The 19,439-nt window shown below is 59.3% G+C and carries 17 protein-coding genes; 7 read left to right on the top strand and 10 right to left on the bottom strand.

The features are described 5' to 3' along the window. The first annotated feature begins 67 nt into the window (after positions 1 to 67). Together yqhD and dkgA are read left to right on the top strand one after the other, a co-directional pair. On the top strand, positions 68 to 1,231 hold the full coding sequence (gene yqhD / locus ACERY3_RS16625; RefSeq protein ID WP_058841715.1) for an alcohol dehydrogenase: 1,164 nt from the start codon (positions 68 to 70) through the stop codon (positions 1,229 to 1,231). Positions 1,232 to 1,336: 105 nt separating this feature from the next. Further along, positions 1,337 to 2,164, top strand: coding sequence for a 2,5-didehydrogluconate reductase DkgA (gene dkgA / locus ACERY3_RS16620; protein WP_033146647.1), 828 nt, complete (start codon positions 1,337 to 1,339; stop codon positions 2,162 to 2,164). Between the two features lie 83 nt (positions 2,165 to 2,247). Here dkgA and ACERY3_RS16615 read toward each other — a convergent pair whose 3' ends face one another. Next, positions 2,248 to 4,419, bottom strand: coding sequence for a YgiQ family radical SAM protein (locus ACERY3_RS16615; protein WP_058841716.1), 2,172 nt, complete (start codon positions 4,417 to 4,419; stop codon positions 2,248 to 2,250). A 199-nt stretch (positions 4,420 to 4,618) separates the two neighbouring features. Here ACERY3_RS16615 and ACERY3_RS16610 point away from each other — a divergent pair, with 199 nt between their 5' ends. Beyond that, a complete protein-coding gene (locus ACERY3_RS16610; protein ID WP_045888194.1) occupies positions 4,619 to 6,094 on the top strand; it encodes a TrkH family potassium uptake protein in 1,476 nt (491 codons plus the stop codon). Between the two features lie 30 nt (positions 6,095 to 6,124). On the opposite strand, the gene ftsP is transcribed toward ACERY3_RS16610, so the two are convergent. The 4 genes from ftsP to ACERY3_RS16590 all read right to left on the bottom strand — a co-directional run bounded on the left by ftsP (position 6,125) and on the right by ACERY3_RS16590 (position 11,275). Continuing rightward, the gene (gene ftsP / locus ACERY3_RS16605; RefSeq protein ID WP_023309186.1) at positions 6,125 to 7,537 is read right to left on the bottom strand and encodes a cell division protein FtsP; all 1,413 of its coding nucleotides are present in this window, start codon (positions 7,535 to 7,537) and stop codon (positions 6,125 to 6,127) included. 58 nt (positions 7,538 to 7,595) lie between these two features. Further along, on the bottom strand, positions 7,596 to 8,333 hold the full coding sequence (gene plsC / locus ACERY3_RS16600; protein ID WP_023333413.1) for a 1-acylglycerol-3-phosphate O-acyltransferase: 738 nt from the start codon (positions 8,331 to 8,333) through the stop codon (positions 7,596 to 7,598). A 163-nt stretch (positions 8,334 to 8,496) separates the two neighbouring features. Further along, positions 8,497 to 10,755: a DNA topoisomerase IV subunit A gene (parC, locus tag ACERY3_RS16595; protein WP_029740706.1), complete on the bottom strand. Its 2,259-nt coding sequence runs from the start codon at positions 10,753 to 10,755 to the stop codon at positions 8,497 to 8,499. A gap of 118 nt (positions 10,756 to 10,873) precedes the next feature. Continuing rightward, on the bottom strand, positions 10,874 to 11,275 hold the full coding sequence (locus ACERY3_RS16590) for a YgiW/YdeI family stress tolerance OB fold protein (RefSeq protein ID WP_023309189.1): 402 nt from the start codon (positions 11,273 to 11,275) through the stop codon (positions 10,874 to 10,876). A 139-nt stretch (positions 11,276 to 11,414) separates the two neighbouring features. Here ACERY3_RS16590 and qseB point away from each other — a divergent pair, with 139 nt between their 5' ends. The 4 genes from qseB (at position 11,415) to ACERY3_RS16570 (ending at position 14,441) form a co-directional block, all read left to right on the top strand. Continuing rightward, entirely contained in the window at positions 11,415 to 12,074 is a 660-nt protein-coding gene (gene qseB / locus ACERY3_RS16585; protein WP_373226036.1) for a quorum sensing response regulator transcription factor QseB, read from the top strand. Then, complete coding sequence (gene qseC / locus ACERY3_RS16580; RefSeq protein ID WP_373226035.1) at positions 12,071 to 13,408, top strand: quorum sensing histidine kinase QseC; 1,338 nt, start codon at positions 12,071 to 12,073, stop codon at positions 13,406 to 13,408. Before qseB ends, qseC begins: the two co-directional genes overlap by 4 nt. Before the next feature lie 105 nt (positions 13,409 to 13,513). Continuing rightward, positions 13,514 to 14,095 (top strand): NAD(P)H-dependent oxidoreductase, encoded by a 582-nt coding sequence (locus tag ACERY3_RS16575; protein WP_087823196.1) that lies wholly within the window; start codon positions 13,514 to 13,516, stop codon positions 14,093 to 14,095. Between the two features lie 31 nt (positions 14,096 to 14,126). Beyond that, positions 14,127 to 14,441, top strand: coding sequence for a putative quinol monooxygenase (locus ACERY3_RS16570; RefSeq protein WP_373226033.1), 315 nt, complete (start codon positions 14,127 to 14,129; stop codon positions 14,439 to 14,441). An 84-nt stretch (positions 14,442 to 14,525) separates the two neighbouring features. Here the strand turns inward: ACERY3_RS16570 and ACERY3_RS16565 are convergent, their stop codons facing one another. The 5 genes from ACERY3_RS16565 to ACERY3_RS16545 are packed head-to-tail and all read right to left on the bottom strand — an operon-like array spanning position 14,526 to position 19,199. Further along, positions 14,526 to 15,413: a MurR/RpiR family transcriptional regulator gene (locus ACERY3_RS16565; protein ID WP_033146656.1), complete on the bottom strand. Its 888-nt coding sequence runs from the start codon at positions 15,411 to 15,413 to the stop codon at positions 14,526 to 14,528. Next, positions 15,410 to 16,360, bottom strand: coding sequence for an iron-siderophore ABC transporter substrate-binding protein (locus ACERY3_RS16560; protein WP_373226032.1), 951 nt, complete (start codon positions 16,358 to 16,360; stop codon positions 15,410 to 15,412). The genes ACERY3_RS16565 and ACERY3_RS16560 overlap by 4 nt, the downstream gene beginning before the upstream one ends. A 9-nt stretch (positions 16,361 to 16,369) precedes the next feature. Beyond that, complete coding sequence (locus ACERY3_RS16555) at positions 16,370 to 17,410, bottom strand: iron ABC transporter permease (RefSeq protein ID WP_058841721.1); 1,041 nt, start codon at positions 17,408 to 17,410, stop codon at positions 16,370 to 16,372. Continuing rightward, positions 17,407 to 18,390, bottom strand: coding sequence for a FecCD family ABC transporter permease (locus tag ACERY3_RS16550; protein WP_373226031.1), 984 nt, complete (start codon positions 18,388 to 18,390; stop codon positions 17,407 to 17,409). Before ACERY3_RS16550 ends, ACERY3_RS16555 begins: the two co-directional genes overlap by 4 nt. Continuing rightward, positions 18,387 to 19,199 (bottom strand): ABC transporter ATP-binding protein, encoded by an 813-nt coding sequence (locus tag ACERY3_RS16545; protein ID WP_373226030.1) that lies wholly within the window; start codon positions 19,197 to 19,199, stop codon positions 18,387 to 18,389. Before ACERY3_RS16545 ends, ACERY3_RS16550 begins: the two co-directional genes overlap by 4 nt. Positions 19,200 to 19,439 lie beyond the last annotated feature (240 nt).

Here is a 19,439-nt window from a genome sequence, read left to right as displayed (position 1 = left end):
CACAATGTGCAGCATCAGGTCGCCCTCTGCGCCACCACGGTTTTTCACCCACTAAAGGGAACGAGCAATGAACAACTTTAATCTTCACACCCCAACCCGCATTCTGTTTGGTAAAGACGCTATCGCCGATCTGCGCGCGCAGATCCCCGCTGACGCCCGCGTACTGATCACCTACGGTGGCGGCAGCGTGAAAAAAACCGGCGTGCTGGATCGGGTTTACAGCGCCCTGGACGGTCTGGACGTGCGTGAGTTCGGCGGCATCGAGCCAAACCCGTCTTACGAAACGCTGATGAACGCGGTGAAAATCGCCCGCGAAGAAAATATCACCTTCCTGCTGGCCGTCGGCGGCGGTTCCGTGCTGGACGGCACCAAATTCATCGCGGCGGCAGCGCACTACGCTGACGGCATCGATCCGTGGCACATTCTGGAAACCCGCGGCAGCGACATTAAAAGCGCCATCCCGATGGGCTCCGTGCTGACCCTGCCGGCCACCGGCTCTGAATCCAACAAGGGCGCGGTGATCTCCCGCAAAACGACCGGCGACAAGCAGGCCTTTATGAACGAACACGTTCAGCCTGTGTTCGCGATCCTGGATCCGGTTTACACCTACACCCTGCCTGCGCGTCAGGTGGCGAACGGCGTGGTCGATGCCTTTGTTCATACCGTTGAGCAGTACGTCACGTATCCGGTAGATGCCAAAATTCAGGATCGATTCGCGGAAGGCATTCTGCTGACGCTCGTCGAAGAAGGTCCGAAAGCGCTGAAAGAGCCGGAAAACTACGACGTTCGTGCCAACGTCATGTGGGCGGCAACGCAGGCGCTGAACGGCCTGATCGGGGCTGGCGTGCCGCAGGACTGGGCAACCCATATGCTGGGCCACGAGCTGACGGCGATGCACGGTCTGGACCACGCTCAGACGCTGGCCGTTGTGCTGCCTGCGCTGTGGAACGAAAAACGGGATACCAAGCGCGCCAAGCTGCTGCAGTACGCTGAACGCGTGTGGAACATCACCGAGGGTTCTGACGATGCGCGTATTGATGCCGCCATCGAAGCGACCCGAAGCTTCTTTGAAGGTCTGGGCGTGCCAACGCGTCTGTCCGGCTACGGCCTGGACGGCAGCTCCATCCCTGCCCTGCTGGCGAAACTCGAAGAGCACGGCATGACCCACCTGGGCGAGCACGGCGATATTACGCTCGACGTGAGCCGTCGCATCTACGAAGCGGCACGCTAAGCGTTTTTGCCCTCCCGACTTTCGTTTTTTGACATTTCGTCCAGACTTAATGCACAACCCATCGCCGGAGGAACCCTCCGGCGATGCGCACCTGAAGGAGGAAAAATGGCAAACCAAACCGTAATCAAGCTGCAGGACGGCAACGTGATGCCCCAGCTGGGGCTAGGTGTATGGAAAGCCGGTAACGACGAGGTCGTCTCCGCCATTCATAAAGCCCTGGAAGTCGGCTATCGGTCCATTGATACCGCCGCCGCATATAAAAACGAGGACGGCGTGGGTAAGGCACTGGCCAGCGCTGGCGTCCCCCGCGATGAGTTATTCATCACCACGAAACTGTGGAACGACGATCAAAAACGTCCCCGCGAAGCGCTGGAGGAGAGCCTGGAGAAACTCCAGCTCGATTTCGTCGATCTCTGGCTGATGCACTGGCCGGTTCCGGCTATCGATCACTATGTTGATGCCTGGAAAGGGATGATTGAACTGCAGAAAGAGGGGCTGGTGAAAAGCATCGGCGTCTGTAATTTCCAGGTTCATCACCTGCAGCGGCTGATTGACGAGACGGGCGTTGCGCCAGTGATTAACCAGATCGAGCTGCACCCGCTGATGCAGCAGCGCCAGCTACACGCCTGGAACGCTACGCATAAAATCCAGACCGAGTCCTGGAGCCCGCTGGCGCAGGGCGGCGAAGGGGTGTTTGATCAAAAGATTATCCGTGAGCTGGCGGATAAATACGGTAAAACCCCAGCGCAAATCGTCATTCGCTGGCATCTGGACAACGGCCTGGTGGTCATCCCGAAATCGGTCACGCCATCGCGCATCGCCGAGAACTTCGACGTCTGGGATTTCCGTCTGGACAAAGACGAGCTTGGTGAGATTGCGAAGCTGGATAAGGGTAAACGTTTAGGCCCGGACCCGGACCAGTTTGGCGGGTAATCGCGTAAAAAAGCCGGGTGGCGGCTTCGCCTTACCCGGCCTACGTGTCGACATAAAAACCCCGGCTCGCCGGGGTTTTTTATTTACGCTTTGCGCTTCACGGGCTTCTTCACACTCGAATTACCGTTCGAACGCTGATGCACAATCGGCGTGTGCTTGGTCAGCGCCGGGCGCGTATTGCGGTTCTGGCGACGCGCTTCGCGCATCTCATCCAGCGTCGGGGCCGGTACCAGGCAGTCGCGGCGCGAGCCGATCAGGTGTTTTTTACCCATATCTTCCAGCGCCTGACGGATCAGCGGCCAGTTTTTCGGATCGTGGTAGCGCAGCAGCGCTTTATGCAGACGGCGCTGTTTATCCCCTTTCGGCACCACCACCTCTTCACTCTTGTAGCCAATCTTACTCAGCGGGTTCTTGCCGGTGTAATACATGGTCGTCGAGTTAGCGAGCGGTGACGGATAGAAGTTCTGCACCTGATCCAGGCGGAAGCGACGCTGCTTCAGCCACAGCGCCAGGTTCACCATGTCCTCATCGCGCGTGCCCGGGTGGGCGGAGATGAAGTATGGGATCAGATACTGCTCTTTACCCGCCTGCTTTGAATAGGTATCGAACAGCTCTTTAAAGCGATCGTAGCTGCCCATGCCCGGCTTCATCATTTTCGACAGCGGGCCTTCCTCGGTGTGCTCCGGCGCAATCTTCAGATAGCCGCCGACGTGGTGCGTTGCCAGCTCTTTGATGTAGCGCGGATCTTCCACGGCGATGTCGTAACGTACCCCGGACGCGATCAGGATCTTTTTGATGCCCTTCAGGTCTCGCGCGCGGCGGTAGAGGTTGATCGTCGGCTCATGGTTGGTGTCCATATGCTCGCAAATGCTCGGATAGACGCAGGAGAGGCGACGGCAGGTTTGCTCCGCGCGCGGTGACTTGCAGCGCAGCATGTACATGTTCGCGGTTGGGCCGCCAAGGTCGGAAATCACGCCGGTAAAGCCCGGAACCGAGTCGCGAATCGCTTCGATCTCATTGATGATCGAATCTTCAGAGCGGCTCTGGATAATGCGCCCTTCGTGCTCGGTAATAGAGCAGAAGGAACAGCCGCCGAAGCAGCCGCGCATGATGTTGATCGAGAAGCGGATCATCTCATACGCCGGGATACGGGCGTTACCGTACGCCGGGTGCGGCACCCGCTTGTACGGCAGCGCAAAGACGCTGTCCATCTCTTCGGTGGAGAGCGGGATCGCCGGCGGGTTGATCCAGATAAAGCGCTCGCCGTGCTTCTGCATCAGCGCGCGGGCGCAGCCCGGGTTGGTTTCATGGTGCAGAATACGGGACGCGTGCGCGTAGAGCACCTTGTCGGCTTTCACCTTCTCGTAGGACGGCAGCAGCACGTAGGTCTTTTCCCACGGTTTCGGACGCGGCGGCTGCACAACGATAGCCTTCGCTTCCGCTTTTTTCGGCTCAACCGGCTTGTTATCGGCACACGGCAGATCTTCGCCGTACGGATGCGGGATCGGGTCGATTTTGCCCGGCATATCAATGATGCGGGAATCCACCCCGCTCCAGCCCGACAGCGCCTCTTTCACCATAATGGCGGTATTGCGCACGTCGCGGATGCTGCTCACCGGCTCACCCTGCGACAGACGGTGCGCCACTTCCACCAGCGGACGCTCGCCGTTACCGTAAATCAGCATATCGGCTTTGGAATCCACCAGCACCGAGCGGCGAACGGTATCTGACCAGTAGTCGTAGTGTGCGGTGCGGCGCAGGCTCGCCTCGATGCCGCCCAGGATCACCGGGACGTCTTTCCAGGCTTCTTTACAGCGCTGGGTATAGACCAGGGTTGCGCGGTCGGGGCGTTTACCCGCCACGTTATCCGGCGTGTAGGCGTCGTCATGGCGCAGCTTGCGGTCGGCGGTATAGCGGTTGATCATCGAGTCCATGTTGCCTGCGGTGACGCCGAAGAACAGGTTCGGTTTACCGAGACGCATAAAGTCGTCTTTGCTGTTCCAGTCAGGCTGGGAGATGATCCCCACGCGGAAGCCCTGCGCCTCAAGCATACGGCCACAGATGGCCATGCCGAAGCTCGGATGGTCAACGTAGGCATCGCCCGTGACCAGAATGATGTCGCAGCTGTCCCAGCCCAGTTGGTCCATCTCTTCCCGGGACATCGGCAGGAATGGCGCCGGTCCAAAGCAGGCCGCCCAGTACTGGGGCCAGGAGAAGAGGTCACGATCCGGCTGGATCAGGGAAATTGCGCTCATAATGCTTCCGAAGAAAAAATAGACAAAAGGAGCGGGATTATACGCTGTTCATCCGCCAGATTTGAAGAAAAGGATGCAGGAAGCAGGCAGATATTCGTGGAAGTCGTTAAAATACCGCGCCCTGATAATTTTGAATCATAATATTCACTATATTTTCCGGTGAGTTGCCCCGGAACGTGTTATTGCGCGGAGCTCTGTCGTGAAGCCCAACGATTCGTTACATGTATCCCAGCTGCGGGTTGTCCTTCACCTCTGCGGTTTTCTGGTTCTGCTGTACAGCCTTTCCATGCTGCCGCCGATGGTTATCGCCCTGCTGAATAAAGAGCGGACCTACTTTGCCTTCCTGACCACCTTTTTAACCTTTTTTACTCTCGGAGGGTTAACCTGGCGGGCAACCCGTCACGCCGGCATACAGCTTCGCACCCGCGACGGGTTTGTGATTATCGTGCTGTTCTGGCTGCTGTTTTCATTCATTAGCGCCATGCCGCTCTGGATGGATGACGGGCTACAGCTCTCCTTTGCCGACGCGCTCTTTGAAGGGGTTTCCGGGATCACCACCACCGGGGCAACGGTGATCGGGGACGTCAGCGCCCTGCCCAAGTCGTACCTTTATTACCGCGCTCAGCTGAATTTTATCGGCGGGTTAGGCGTCATCGTGCTGGCCGTCGCGGTCCTGCCGCTGCTGGGCATCGGCGGCATGAAGCTCTATCAGTCAGAGATGCCGGGGCCGTTCAAAGAGGAGCGTTTGACTCCCCGCCTTGCCGATACCGCGCGCACGCTGTGGGTAACCTACTTCGCGCTGGGCGTAGCCTGCACCCTGGCCTACTGGCTGGCGGGAATGTCATTTTTTGACGCCCTCTGTCACGGGCTGTCGACCGTGTCGTTGGGCGGGTTCTCCACCCGCAGCGAGAGCATTGGGTTTTATGACAGCCACGCGATTGAGCTGGTCGCCGGGGCGTTTTCACTGCTCTCCGCGTTCAACTTCACCCTCTGGTACGTCGCCATTGTCAGACGCACCCTGAAACCGATTCGCCGCAGCCCGGAGGTTAAATTCTTTCTGAGCGCCGCCGCGGTGATTATTGTCATCACCGCCTGGCAGGTCTGGCATGCCGGGATGTACAACGCCACGGATAGCCTGGTGCACGCCTTCTTCCTTGCCAGCTCGATGATGACCGATAACGGCCTTTCGACCGCCGACTATGCCCAATGGCCCGCACACACTATCTTCCTGCTGTTGAGCGCCAGCTTTTTTGGCGGCTGCGTAGGCTCGACCTGCGGCGGGATCAAAGCCCTGCGTTTTCTCATTATGTTCAAGCAGAGTATTCAGGAGATGAACCAGCTGGCGCATCCGAGAGCGCTGCTGAGCATTAAGGTGGGCAAAAGCGTGGTGAATGAACGCGTCCTGCGCTCGGTATGGAGCTTCTTTTTTCTCTACGTCATGATCACGGGCTTTTTTGTCTGGTCGCTCAACCTGATGGGCTACGACCTGTTTACCGCATTCGCAACGGTTGCCGCCTGCATCAACAACATGGGGCTGGGGTTTGGCGAGACGGCGTCGACGTTTGGCACGTTAACCGAGGGGGCAAAAATGCTGATGTGTGCGGCGATGATCTTAGGGCGTCTGGAAATTTACCCGGTACTGATTCTGTTCTCGCGCTTTTTCTGGCGGGCATAAAACATTCCCGGCGAACCGGGAATGACAGGATTATGGCGCAGGGTTGATCAGCATCTGCCCCACGGAGCCCCTGTCCATCATCTCCAGCGTCTGGCTGTGGAACAGGAACGGGAAGTGCGGCCACGAAGGCTGGCCGTAATAGACAAGCAGTTCAACCTGGCCGTCTACCCAGACGGTATCTTTCCAGCCGCGATCTTCCGGGAACGGCATCGCACCGTTGACGTTGCGGATCAGGAATGCCACCCCTTCAATATGGAACGACTGCGGCATATCTGAACGGACCGTCCAGCGCTCCCAGGTGCCCTGCTGCGCGGTAATGTCGATGCGGTTGACGTCCCACAGTGCGCCGTTGATGCCCGGATCGTCGCCCAGGCTGATATCACGGCTACGCACCGGCGAGCCGCTCATGATCTCCTGCGGCAGCAGGCGCATTGGCAGGCTATCGGTCACCAGCGGCAGCAGGCCGGTCGGGCGCAGGGTCAGCACCAGAGTCGAGACAAGAATACTCGACGGTTCAAAGAACCCGCGAATGCGGTCCACAATGCTGGCCGCTTCACCGCAGGTGACAGACACTTCATCCCCATTGGTCATATCAATGAGAACTTCGCGACGTTCGCCCGGCGAGAGCGCCAGCTGTTTGACGGACACCGGGGCCGGTAAAAAGCCCTGGTCGCCGGAGATCACGTGCAGCGGACGGCCATCGCTCATTTGCAGCTGATAGCGGCGCGAGTTGGACGCGTTGAGCAGGCGCAGGCGCACCCAGCCTCGCGAGACCTCGACATACGGGCTTTGCGCGCCGTTGACCAACAGCGTATCGCCGACGAAGCCACCGCTGCCCGGCTCGCTGTATTCTGGCGTACCGAAATTATCCAGACGCTTGTCCTGGATGATAATCGGGAAATCATCCACGCCGTAGTGGTTCGGGATCGGCAGGGATTTGCTGACCTCATCTTCCACCAGCCACATTCCGGCCAGGCCGTTATAGACCTGCTGCGCCGTACGGTTAGGCGTGTTGGCGTGATACCACAGGGTGGCCGCGCTCTGACGAATCGGCAGAACCGGCGCCCAGTCGGCGCTGGGTGACATCATTCGCGCCGCGCCGCCAATCAACGGGCCAGGCACCTGTAAGCCGCTGATGGTCATGGCGACATTTTCAGGGGTACGGTTACTGTAGATGAGCTTTACGTCATCGCCATTCCACACGCGTATGGTCGGCCCAAGGTAACGTCCGTTAATGCCCCAGACCGGCGCGCGCGTCCCCTGGGTAAAGGACCAGTGGCTACGCTGCAGCGTCAGGAAAAGCGGCTGACCGCGACGGGATTCAATTAATGGCGGAATGGGCAGCGGCTGCTGCTGCCCGGCGGCGCTGGCTGTCAGCGGCATCGCACCCGCACAAAGGGCGATCCCGGAAGCCTGAATAAACTGACGCCGACTGAGTGACATATAAGCTCCATCTGAAACGACTAACAACGCGGGAATTCGTTTTCCCTTCAACGCCGGATTAAATCTTACCGGCGGCTTCTCTCTCTGCGACTTCTTTGTCGAGCTGCGCAATGTGCTGAGCCATCAGCTCACGGCAGTGCGCTGCCAGCTCGCGCACCTGGTCTTTACCGTATTTGCTGGTATCGACGGGTGGCAGCATTTCGACAATCACCAGCCCGTTATTCAGGCGGTTAAGATTAATCTTATTCGAAGTATTGGAAACACACACAGGAATAATTGGAACACCTGCCGCAATTGCGGCATGAAACGCCCCGGTTTTAAACGGCAGCAGGCCTCGGCCGCGGCTGCGCGTTCCTTCCGGGAACATCCAGATTGAGATTCTGCGCTTTTTAAAATGATTCACCACTTCCGCAATGGTGCTGTGCGCTTTCGCACGGTTGTTACGGTCGATCAGCAGGTTACCGGTCAGCCAGTACAGCTGGCCAAAAAACGGGATCCACAGCAGGCTTTTTTTCCCCACCGTCACGGTCGGTGGCAAAACGATATTTGCGGCGGTCACCATATCGTAATTGTTCTGATGGTTGGCGATATAGATAGCGTTACCGAAATTCTCCGCCCCTTCAGGCAGACGTTTTTCAACCTTCAGACCAAACAGCGGCGCAAGGCGACCGAACATATGGCCGAAGGTGGCAACATGCTTAGGATTACGCGGACTGAACAGGCAATAGATGCAGCCGAAAATACAGACCAGAATGCAGTAGATAACGGTAAGAATAAGACGAACAATATATAGCATAGCGACCTCTGAAGCCCCAACAGCTGACAATTATACTTCACCTGTGGCCAGGTAAGGACTTTATTACGAGCGCGTATTGTTAATCGCAACGCACGAATTAACAACGATTTTACGGGAAATTTTATTGAAACTCCCCCTCCGGGCAGAGGGGGATATCACGATATTACTCTTCGCTGTCACCCGCGGTGCTGCGTGCAGGAGAGTCAATCTCCACGCGGTCGATGCGCTGCAGGCCGCGCATCAGCGAGCCGCGGCGACCGCGCTCACCCACCACTTTCTGCAGCTCTTCCGGACGCAGCTTGATCTTACGCTTGCCGACGTGAATGGTCAGCGTGCTCTGCGGCGGCAGGAGGAAGAGGTGCGCCAGGCCATCTTCGCCTTTCGCGGCTTCCGCCGACGGGATGTTGATGATCTTGTTGCCCTTGCCTTTCGACAGCTCCGGCAGATCGCTGACCGGGAACATCAGCATACGTCCGGCGGTGGTGATCGCCAGCAGCATGTCGCTTTCGTTCTCGATCACCAGCGGCGCCATCACGTGGGCGTTGTCCGGCAGGCTTATCAGCGCCTTACCGGCACGGTTACGGGAGACCAGATCGTTGAAGGTACAGATAAAGCCGTAGCCCGCATCGGACGCCAGCAGCAGCTTCTGGTCATCGGCTTCCATCAGCATATGGTCAACCGTCGCCCCCGGCGGCAGCGTCAGCTTGCCGGTGAGCGGCTCGCCCTGCCCGCGCGCGGAAGGCAGCGTAATCGGGTCGATGGCGTAGCTGCGGCCGGTGGAGTCGATAAACGCTACCGGCTGGTTGCTCTTGCCTTTCACCGCCGCTTTGAAGCTGTCGCCCGCTTTGTAGCTCAGCCCCGGCGCGTCGATATCGTGGCCTTTGGCGCTGCGCACCCAGCCGCTCTGCGACAGAACAATCGTGACCGGCTCGGACGGCTGCATGTCGTGCTCGTTCATCGCCTTCGCTTCTTCGCGCTCGTGCAGCGGAGACCGACGGTCGTCGCCGAAGGCGTCGGCATCGGCCTGCAGCTCTTTCTTCAGCAGGGTGTTCATCTTGCGCTCGGACGCGAGGATCGCCTGCAGCTGATCGCGCTCTTTTTCCAGCTCGTTCTGCTCGCCGCGGATCTTCATCTCTTCCAGTTTGGCAAGATGGCGCAGCTTCAGTTCGAGGATCGCTTCGGCCTGGGTTTCGCTGATGCCAAAGCGCGACATCAGCGCCGGCTTCGGCTCGTCCTCGGTACGGATGATCTCAATCACTTCGTCGATATTGAGGAACGCCACCAGCAAACCTTCGAGGATATGCAGGCGCTTAAGCACTTTCTCCAGACGATGGTTCAGACGACGACGGACCGTATCGCGGCGGAAGGTCAGCCATTCGGTGAGGATCTCCAGCAGGTTTTTCACCGCCGGACGTCCGTCGAGGCCAATCATGTTCAGGTTGATGCGGTAGCTTTTTTCCAGATCGGTGGTGGCGAACAGGTGGTTCATCACCTGCTCCATGTCCACGCGGTTGGAGCGCGGCACGATCACCAGACGGGTCGGGTTCTCGTGATCCGATTCATCGCGCAGGTCGTCCACCATCGGCAGCTTTTTATTGCGCATCTGGGAGGCGATCTGCTCCAGCACTTTGGCACCGGAAACCTGATGCGGCAGCGCGGTGATCACCACGGCGCCGTCCTCTTTATTCCACACCGCGCGCATGCGCACGGAGCCGCGACCGTTCTGGTAGATTTTGCGGATTTCCGCGCGCGAGGTGATGATCTCGGCTTCGGTCGGGAAATCTGGCCCCTGCACGATATCCAGCAGCTCGTCGAGCGTCGCTTTCGGCTGCTCAATCAGGGTAATAGCGGCTTTCGCCACTTCACGCAGGTTGTGCGGCGGAATGTCCGTCGCCATACCGACCGCGATACCGGTGGTACCGTTCAGCAGGATGTTCGGCAGACGCGCAGGCAGCATCTTCGGCTCCTGCATCGTACCGTCGAAGTTTGGCACCCAGTCAACGGTTCCCTGACCCAGCTCGCCCAGCAGCACTTCGGCATATTTAGAGAGGCGGGATTCGGTATAACGCATCGCCGCGAAGGATTTCGGATCGTCCGGCGCACCCCAGTTCCCCTGCCCGTCCACCAGCGGGTAGCGGTAAGAGAACGGCTGCGCCATCAGCACCATCGCTTCATAACAGGCGCTGTCGCCGTGCGGATGGTATTTACCCAGTACGTCACCGACGGTACGGGCGGACTTCTTGAACTTGGCGGTGGCGTTCAGCCCCAGTTCGGACATCGCATACACGATGCGGCGCTGAACGGGCTTCAGGCCATCCCCGATAAACGGCAACGCCCTGTCCATGATGACGTACATGGAGTAGTTCAGGTAGGCGTTTTCCGTGAATTCATGTAGCGCGAGGCGCTCTGCCATATCGCTCATTACGTGTGATTCCTCAACTCAGAAACCGAAGGGTTTCAGGCAATATTGCCGCAGATACTACCTCATCTGATGAATTGAGTCACAAAGAAAAAGGGCCGCACAGGCGGCCCATTTCGGGTTATTTGTTCAGCTTAATAACCTGCTTCACGTCGATTTCAAACTCGTTCCAGTCTTTATCGACTTTACCCTGCAGTTCAACTTTATCCTGCGGAGTGACGGTCACGCCGTTCCAGCGCTTGTGGTCAATCTCAACTACGACCGTGCCGGACTCATCGCGGAAGGTGTAGCGGTCATCGGACAGGCGCTCGGTGATGTTCCCGCGCAGCTTCACCCAGGCATCGTCCTTCAGGTCTTTCACTTTTGCCGCGGTGGTGAGGTTGGCGTTGTTATCGACAAAACCGCCCTGCTGAGTTTGCGTCTGGGTCTGTGTGGCCGATGGGCCAGTAAAACCGCCCTGAGCAGCAAAGACCGGCGCGGTGGTCATCATCATGATGGCAGCAATTGCAGCGAATTTTTTCATCTTCATCTCTCCCTTTAATGTCGTTTCGCAGTCCATTTAACAGGGTAATCCTTAACAACTTCTTAAGGGAAAAATTTATTTATTATTGCTGTACAGCAGGCGCTTACAGAGGGTTTACTGACGACATCAAGGAGGGAACATGCGCATTTTACTGGTAGAAGACGACAGGTTAATCGGCGACGGTATCAAGGCGGGGTTGAGCAAAATGGGTTTTAGCGTGGACTGGTTTACCGACGGTAAAACCGGCCAGGCCGCGCTGTCTTCTGCACCCTATGATGCCGTGGTGCTGGATCTGACGCTGCCGGAAATTGACGGTCTGGACATCCTGCGCGCGTGGCGCGAGAGCGGGCGCAGCGAGCCGGTACTGATTCTGACGGCGCGGGATGCGCTGAACCAGCGCGTCGAAGGGCTACGTCTTGGCGCGGATGATTATCTCTGTAAGCCGTTCGCGCTGATCGAAGTGGGTGCCCGCCTCGAAGCGCTGGTCCGCCGCAGCCACGGCCAGGCGAGTAGCGAGCTGCGTCACGGGAAGGTCACGCTCGATCCAACCCGTCTCGTCGCCACGCTGGACGGTGAGCCGCTGACGCTAAAGCCGAAAGAGTTCGCGCTGCTGGAGCTGTTAATGCGTAACGCCGGTCGGGTGCTGCCGCGAAAGCTGATCGAGGAAAAACTCTATACCTGGGACGACGACGTCTCCAGCAACGCCATCGAGGTTCACGTCCATCATTTGCGCCGCAAGCTTGGGAGCGAGTTTATCCGCACCGTGCACGGCATCGGCTACACCCTGGGTGACGCATGAAACTGAGCCTGAAGCTGCGCCTGACGCTTCTCTTTTTACTTCTGTCTCTGACGGCCTGGTTTGCCGCCAGCCTGGTTGCCTGGCAGCAGACGACCCACAAGCTCGACAAGCTGTTCGATACCCAGCAGATACTGTTTGCAAAACGGCTGCTGACGATGGATCTGGACGAGATCCGCGCCCCCGAACGCATGCGCGAGATCCCGAAAAAAGTGAAGCACGGTCGTCTGGACGACGACGCGCTGGCTTTCGCCATTTACGCCGTCGACGGCAAAATGCTCCTCAACGACGGTGAAAACGGACGCGATATTCCGTACCACTATCACCGCGACGGGTTCGATAACGGGCAGCTGCAGGGCGACAACGACGAGTGGCGTTTTTTATGGCTAACCTCACCCGACGGGAAGTACCGCGTAGTGGTCGGCCAGGAGTGGGAGTACCGCCAGGAGATGGCGCTGGACGTGGTCAGCTCGCAGCTGACCCCCTGGCTGGTGGCGCTGCCCGTGATGTTGCTGCTGCTGATCGTCCTCCTGAGTCGGGAGCTGAAGCCGCTGAAAAAGCTGGCGCAGACCCTGCGCTCCCGCTCGCCGGATGCCACCGATAAACTGCCGACCGAGGGTGTCCCTACGGAAGTACGCCCCCTGCTCGACTCGCTGAATCATCTCTTCGCGCGCACCCAGGAGATGATGACCCGCGAGCGCCGCTTTACGTCCGATGCCGCCCACGAGCTGCGCAGCCCGCTGGCGGCCCTGAAGGTGCAAACTGACGTGGCGCAGCTCTCTCATGACGATCCGCAGGCGCGGGAAAAGGCGCTGACGCAGCTGCATGCGGGCATCGACCGCGCTTCCCGGCTGGTGGATCAGCTCCTCACGCTCTCGCGTCTGGACTCGCTGGATAACCTTGACGATGTCGAACCGATTCCCCTGGCCGACTTGCTGCAGTCGGCCGTGCTGGATATCTGGCATCCGGCACAGCAGGCGGGCATTGATATTCGCCTGAACATCCATGCACCAGAGGTGACACGCACGGGCCAGCAGCTGCTCCTGAGCCTGCTGGTGCGCAACCTGCTGGATAACGCGATTCGCTACAGCCCGCGCGGCAGCGTGGTGGACGTGACGCTGGACGCGCGTGGCTTTACCGTGCGCGACAACGGCCCAGGCATTTCACCGGACGCGCTGGCGCGCATCGGCGAGCGCTTTTATCGTCCGCCGGGTCAGGATGCCACGGGCAGCGGGCTGGGGTTATCCATTGTAAAACGCATCGCAGCCCTGCACGGGATGCGCGTTTCGCTGGGCAATGCACCTGAAGGCGGTTTTGAAGTGAAGGTCAGCTGGTAAGGGATTATTGCGTTTAACGCAAAAGACTTTGCACATTTTGCTCATTTTACCGCACCGTCCTCGCGCGTAGAATACTGGCCATACTCTCATCATCGAGGACAAATAATGAGCAACATCCTGATTATCAACGGTGCAAAAGAATTTGCGCACTCTAAAGGCCAGCTGAATGACACCCTGACCGAGGTCGCGGACGGTTTCCTGCGCGACGCCGGGCATGATGTTAAGGTCGTGCGTGCAGACAGCAGTTATGACGTGAAGGCCGAAGTGCAGAACTTCCTGTGGGCTGACGTGGTGATCTGGCAGATGCCAGGCTGGTGGATGGGCGCGCCGTGGACCGTAAAAAAATACATGGACGACGTGTTCACCGAAGGTCACGGCTCGCTGTATGCCAGCGATGGCCGCACCCGCTCTGACGCCTCCAAAAAATACGGCTCAGGCGGCCTGATTCAGGGCAAAAAATATATGCTCTCGCTGACCTGGAACGCCCCGCTGGAAGCCTTCACCGATAAAGATCAGTTCTTCGAAGGCGTGGGCGTCGACGGCGCGTACCTGCCGTTCCACAAGGCTAACCAGTTCCTGGGCATGGATCCGCTGCCGACCTTTATCGTCAACGACGTGATTAAAATGCCTGACGTCCCGAGCTATATCGCAGAATATCGCAAGCATCTCGCGGAAATTTTTGCTTAACTGGTAGCCTGGAATTAAAGGAGTAGTAAACATGCTTACCGTAATCGCAGAAATCCGTACTCGTCCAGGTCAACATCACCGCCAGGCGGTGCTGGATCAGTTCGCGAAAATTATCCCGACCGTACTGAAAGAAGAAGGCTGCCACGGCTACGCGCCGATGGTGGATGCCGCCACTGACGCCAGCTTCCAGGCGACCGCGCCAGACTCAATCATCATGGTTGAGCAGTGGGAAACCGTCGCGCACCTTGAAGCGCACCTGCAGACCCCTCACATGAAAGCGTGGAGCGACGCGGTGAAGGGTGACGTGCTGGAAACCCACATCCGCATTCTGGTGCAAGGGGTTTAAGTTCTCCCTCACCCCGCCCTCTCCCGAAAGGAGAGGGAGAACAGATCCAGGCCCGGTGAGCGTCAGCGCTACCGGGCTTTGTTTTTAGGTGCTTTTCTTCCCCGGTTTTAACCCACGGTGTAGCTCGTTGATGCGCTTCATCGACTTGATGGTGCGCTGCGGCTCGGTGGAGGCGACGGATAAAATGATCATCTCCAGACACAGCAGCACCGTGCCGTGGAGCGGGATTTTACCTTTTTCGCCGCCGCGCGGAACGTGGATCACCACGCTGGCCTCCTTGCTGAAGCGCGAATCGAGGGCATTGGTCAGCAGGATGGTGGGAATGCCCAGACGTTTTGCTTCACGCAGCGTGGTTTGCCCCTCCCGGTGCGCGGATTTCTGCGCCATCATCACCAGCACGTCGCCGCGCTGAAGCGCAATCAGCTGCTCGGCAAGCCCTATGCCGGTACGGTTAAGCGGCGTGGCGGGTAACCCCATACGACTGAACAGCCTGGCGGTGTACTCGGCCAGAATGCCGGAGGCGCCAATGCCAAATATGGCAACCTGCCTCGCCTGCGCCAGCAGAGAGACCGCCTGGGCCATCGCGTAGCGGTTGTGGGGCTCGGATAACACCTCGCAGGTGTGCTGATGCCCCTCCAGCACGAAATCAATGCTCGCGTTGACGTCGCTGGCGAGCGTATTCACCGTGGTGGACATCTTTTCGCTGGAGGTGACCACCGGACCAAACCACTGCTCCAGCGTCTGCTTGAGATCGCGCAGCCCGGCGAAACCCAGCGCCTGAATGGCGCGGACCACCGTGGCATCCGACGTTTTCAACAGCGTCGCGATCTCCATTGCGGTCTGTTCCATCACCGCTTCGCGGTTGTCATGGATATAGCGTGCAACCTGCAGCAGACGCGGCGTCAGCTGATGCGCACGCGCGCGAAAGCGGTCGCCATAGACATCCACGCGCCCTTTCTCTTTGCGGATCACCGTGACGCCTCCGGTAGCGGACGCCCGGCAATCTGCGACTGCACCTGCGCGGCCATCAGCCCTAACGAGGCGTACGAATTCGAGATGGCCTCTTCACGCGAGATCAGCACGTAATGCCCGGTTCGGCAGGCATTCAGGAACTGACACCAGCCCGGCATCACCGCATCCATCGCCGCCAGCTCGTCCTGCGGTTTACCGCCCGTATCCCCGCGCCAGGTGGCGAAGACGAAATCGGCATCCAGCTCCGGCAGGCGCTCGGCGCTGACGTCGATGCGCCCTCCCTCCGGGATGCTCTCAATCAGCGGCGGGAAGGTGAACCCGGCGTCGCGCAGCACGCGGCCCAGCGAGTGGTAGCTGTGCATGGCGTTAATCTTTCCCTGATTCGCCTGAATCACGGACACGGTCACCTTGCGGGTACCAATAGCCGCCTTCAGGGCCTTAATCTGCTCCTGATAGCGCCGCTCCAGAATCTTGAGCCGCGCCTGCGTTCCCGTCAGCTGAGCCAGCTTGCGGTAGATCTCCGGCGCGCCGCCGTCGAGATGATCGATACTCACCGTCGGGGCAATTTTCACCAGCTGTTCCAGCGGGGTGTTGCGGGTCGGCTCGGTAATAATTAGGTCAGGCTTTGCGGCGGCGATGGCTTCAATGTCGATATCGGCCGTGCCGATAAATGTAATGTCGGAATTATCGAAGTCGACGCCGGTCAACATGCCGCTGGAGCGCAGAAAGTGGCTGCCGTCCGGCCGCGTGCGGCCATGGCTCGCCACCGGCGGCACGCCAAGCTCAATCAGCGGAATGGTGATATCCAGATCGTGTAAGGAGACAATCCGTTTCGGATGAACCGGCACCACCACTTTTCGGTTCAGATCGTCAGTAAACGTCTGCGTCGGCTCCGCCGCACCCACCGCGAACCCCACCAGCAACAGCATCGAAAATACTACGCGCATCCTAGTCCCCTAAAATCTGTCCCGACGCTGCCAGAGCAGCAGCAGGAAAAACGGTCCGCCAATCAATGAAATCACAATTCCCGCCGGCAGCTGCAGCGGGAGGAACGCCAGACGTCCGACGTTATCCGCCAGCAGCACCAGCAGCGCGCCCAGCACGGCGCTTCCCGTCAGGAGCGCGGTTTGCCCACCGCGCAGCAGCAGGCGCGCCATATGCGGAGCAATCAGCCCCACGAAACCAATACTGCCCACGCACGAGACGCAGGCCGCCGTCAGCACCACCGGGGCGAGAACCCGCAGCAGCGCCAGCCGGGTTATGCGCACGCCAAGGCCCGCTGCGGCCTGATTGCCGAGCAACGCCACGTCCGCAGCCCTTGCGGTAAACAGCAGCAGCGCAAACGCGGGGGCAGCCCAGAGCGCGGCTAACCCCACCAGCGTCCAGTTTGCCGCATGCAGGCTTCCCGCCAGCCACAGCATCGCCGTCTGCACGTCCCGCACGTCGGCGGTGGTGATAAAGACGCCCATTGCGGCGGCAAACGCCCACGACACGCCGATGCCGATCAGGATAAATCGCGGGCGCGAGATATCGCGCGCCAGGGCGATAACCAGCAACGCGGTAAGCAGCCCACCGGCCATGCCGACCAGCGGACGCCAGGCCAGGCCCAGCGCCGGGAACTGAAAAATCAGCAGCAGTACCGCCGCGCTACAGCCCTCCTTCACGCCGATAAGCCCGGGATCGGCCAGACCATTGCGGGTGATGGACTGCATTGCCGCCCCCGCCATACCGAGCATCGCGCCGCACAGCACCGCCATCAGCAGGCGCGGCAGGCGGATATCCATCACGATGTAGCGCGTCTCCGCCGTCAGGCTCTCAGGACAAAACAGCGCCCGCCCGATGGCGGAGGTGGGAACAGGCAGAGATCCGTGCGTCAGGCCAAAGCCCAGCAGGCTTAACGCCACCAGCGCTAAAAGCGTCAGGCACGCCAGCGCCCTCGGGCGAACCAGCGCCGATAAACGGCCAATACGGATCGCGCGGAATCCGGCCCGGTTCATTTGAACATCCTCGATGCCATAAAGATGAATACGGGTGCGCCGACCAGGGCCGTCATGATGCCGGTTGCCAGCTCCCAGGACGTAAACAGCGTGCGGGCGGCGATATCCGCCAGCAGCAGAACCAGCGCGCCACACAGGGCAGACAGCGGCACCATCACGCGTAAATCGACCGACACCAGACGACGAATGAGCTGCGGCACGACCAGGCCGATAAAGCCAATCGGCCCGGCAATTGAGACGGCCGCGCCGCAGAGCAGCGCGATGGCCAGCAGGGCGAGCAGGCGGGTTTTCAGCAGCGACACGCCAAGCCCCTGCGCCATCCGGTCTCCCAGCGCCAGCATGTTGAGCGAGGGCGACAGCCCGATGGCGAGAACAAAACCGGCTGTTGCGGCCCACAGGGCGCTCCGGAGCGTCTGCACGTTGAGCCCGGCCAGGTCCCCTGCCAGCCAGGTGCGCATGGCGAGCAGCGTCTGTTCATCGAGGATTAACACCGCGGCGGTAATCGACGAGGCAAACGCCGACATCGCCACGCCGCACAGCGTGACCTTCATCGGCGTAAGCCCGGTGCGACCGGACGAGGAGAACATCAGCACCAGCAAAAACAGCGCGGCGGCACCGGCGGCGGCAACGAGCGGGCGACCAAACGGCAGCGATAGCCCAAGCGCGCTGGTAATCACGACCGCCAGCGCGGCCCCGGCGTTGAGCCCCAGAATATGCGGCTCGCCGAGCGGGTTGCGGATCACGGATTGCAACAGCACGCCCGCCACGCCGAGCGCGGCGCCCGTCACCATCGCGGCGCAGAGGCGCAGCAGTCTTAATTTGATAATGACGTTATGGTCGAAATTGCGCGGATCGAAATGGAAAAATGCCTCCACCACCGTCTGCGGGGCGATGAAGCGTGCGCCAATGCCCAGGTGCAAAATCGCGCCCAGCGCCAGCAGCAGTGCGAAGATCGGGAAGGCCAGAGAGGAGCGCATCATGGCTGAACAGGGCCCTGGCGAAACGGCATAAAGAACGGCTTGCCGGTCAACGGGTTTATGGACATATGCACGTCCACATCAAACACCGCTTTGATCAGCTCCGGCGTGCAGGCATCGCCCTCATGCAATACGCCTTCAACTTTCCCCTGGCGTAAAAAGACCAGCGAGTCGCCGTAGTTTACGGCGAAGTTGAGATCGTGCAGCACCACCACGACGGTACGCCCGTGCTGTCGGGTCAGGGTGTGCAGCAGTTCCAGGATCTCCACCTGATAGCGGAGATCGAGAAACGTCGTGGGCTCGTCAAGCAGGATATACGGCGTTTGCTGCGCCAGCGCCATGGCGATCCAGCAGCGCTGACGCTGGCCGCCGGATAAGCTTTCCACCGGCATATGGGCAAACTCCGCCGTGCCGGTCAGGCGCAGGGCCTCTTCCACCGCCAGCTCGTCCTCGTCGCTCCACTGGCGCATAAAGTTCTGCCAGGGAAAACGCCCGCGCGAGACCAGTTCAAAGACAGTCAGCCTTTCCGGGAGCAGCGGAGACTGCGGCAGGATACCCAGCTGGCGGGCGACGGCTTTGGTCGGCAGCGCGTGGATCGCCTTGCCGTCGAGAACTGCCGCGCCGCCAAGCGGCTGAAGCAAACGCGCAATGGTGCTCAGCAGCGTGGATTTTCCGCAGCCGTTCGCCCCTACCAGCACGGTCATTTTCTGCTGTGGGATCGCAAGGGAGATATCATCAACGATGATTTTTTTCTGATAGCCCGCAGAGAGGTTCTCCAGAACCAGTCCCGGTTTTTTTGTGTTGTGAGCCACGTGAATGCCAACGTAATAAAAAAGCGCAACAAATATAAATAAAAATCATTCTCTTTTGAGAGTTTGACGCTGCGTCATGTAGTAGTCAAGAGAAGAAACACCCTGATAAAACCAGGGATAAGCCTGAGGGAAAATGAACAAGGAATGACTTTAAAAAGCATTTAATTCAATAAATTAATAATCATCCCGCTGCGCTTATACGCCCGGCTAAACGTTGTAGTCGATTTTTTCTTTTTTCCA

Source organism: Enterobacter cloacae complex sp. ESBL7, assembly GCF_041679625.1.
GTDB lineage: Bacteria > Pseudomonadota > Gammaproteobacteria > Enterobacterales > Enterobacteriaceae > Enterobacter > Enterobacter asburiae_B.
The sequence above is the reverse complement of the archived record's forward strand: the minus strand, read 5'-3'. Positions and strand labels throughout refer to the sequence as shown.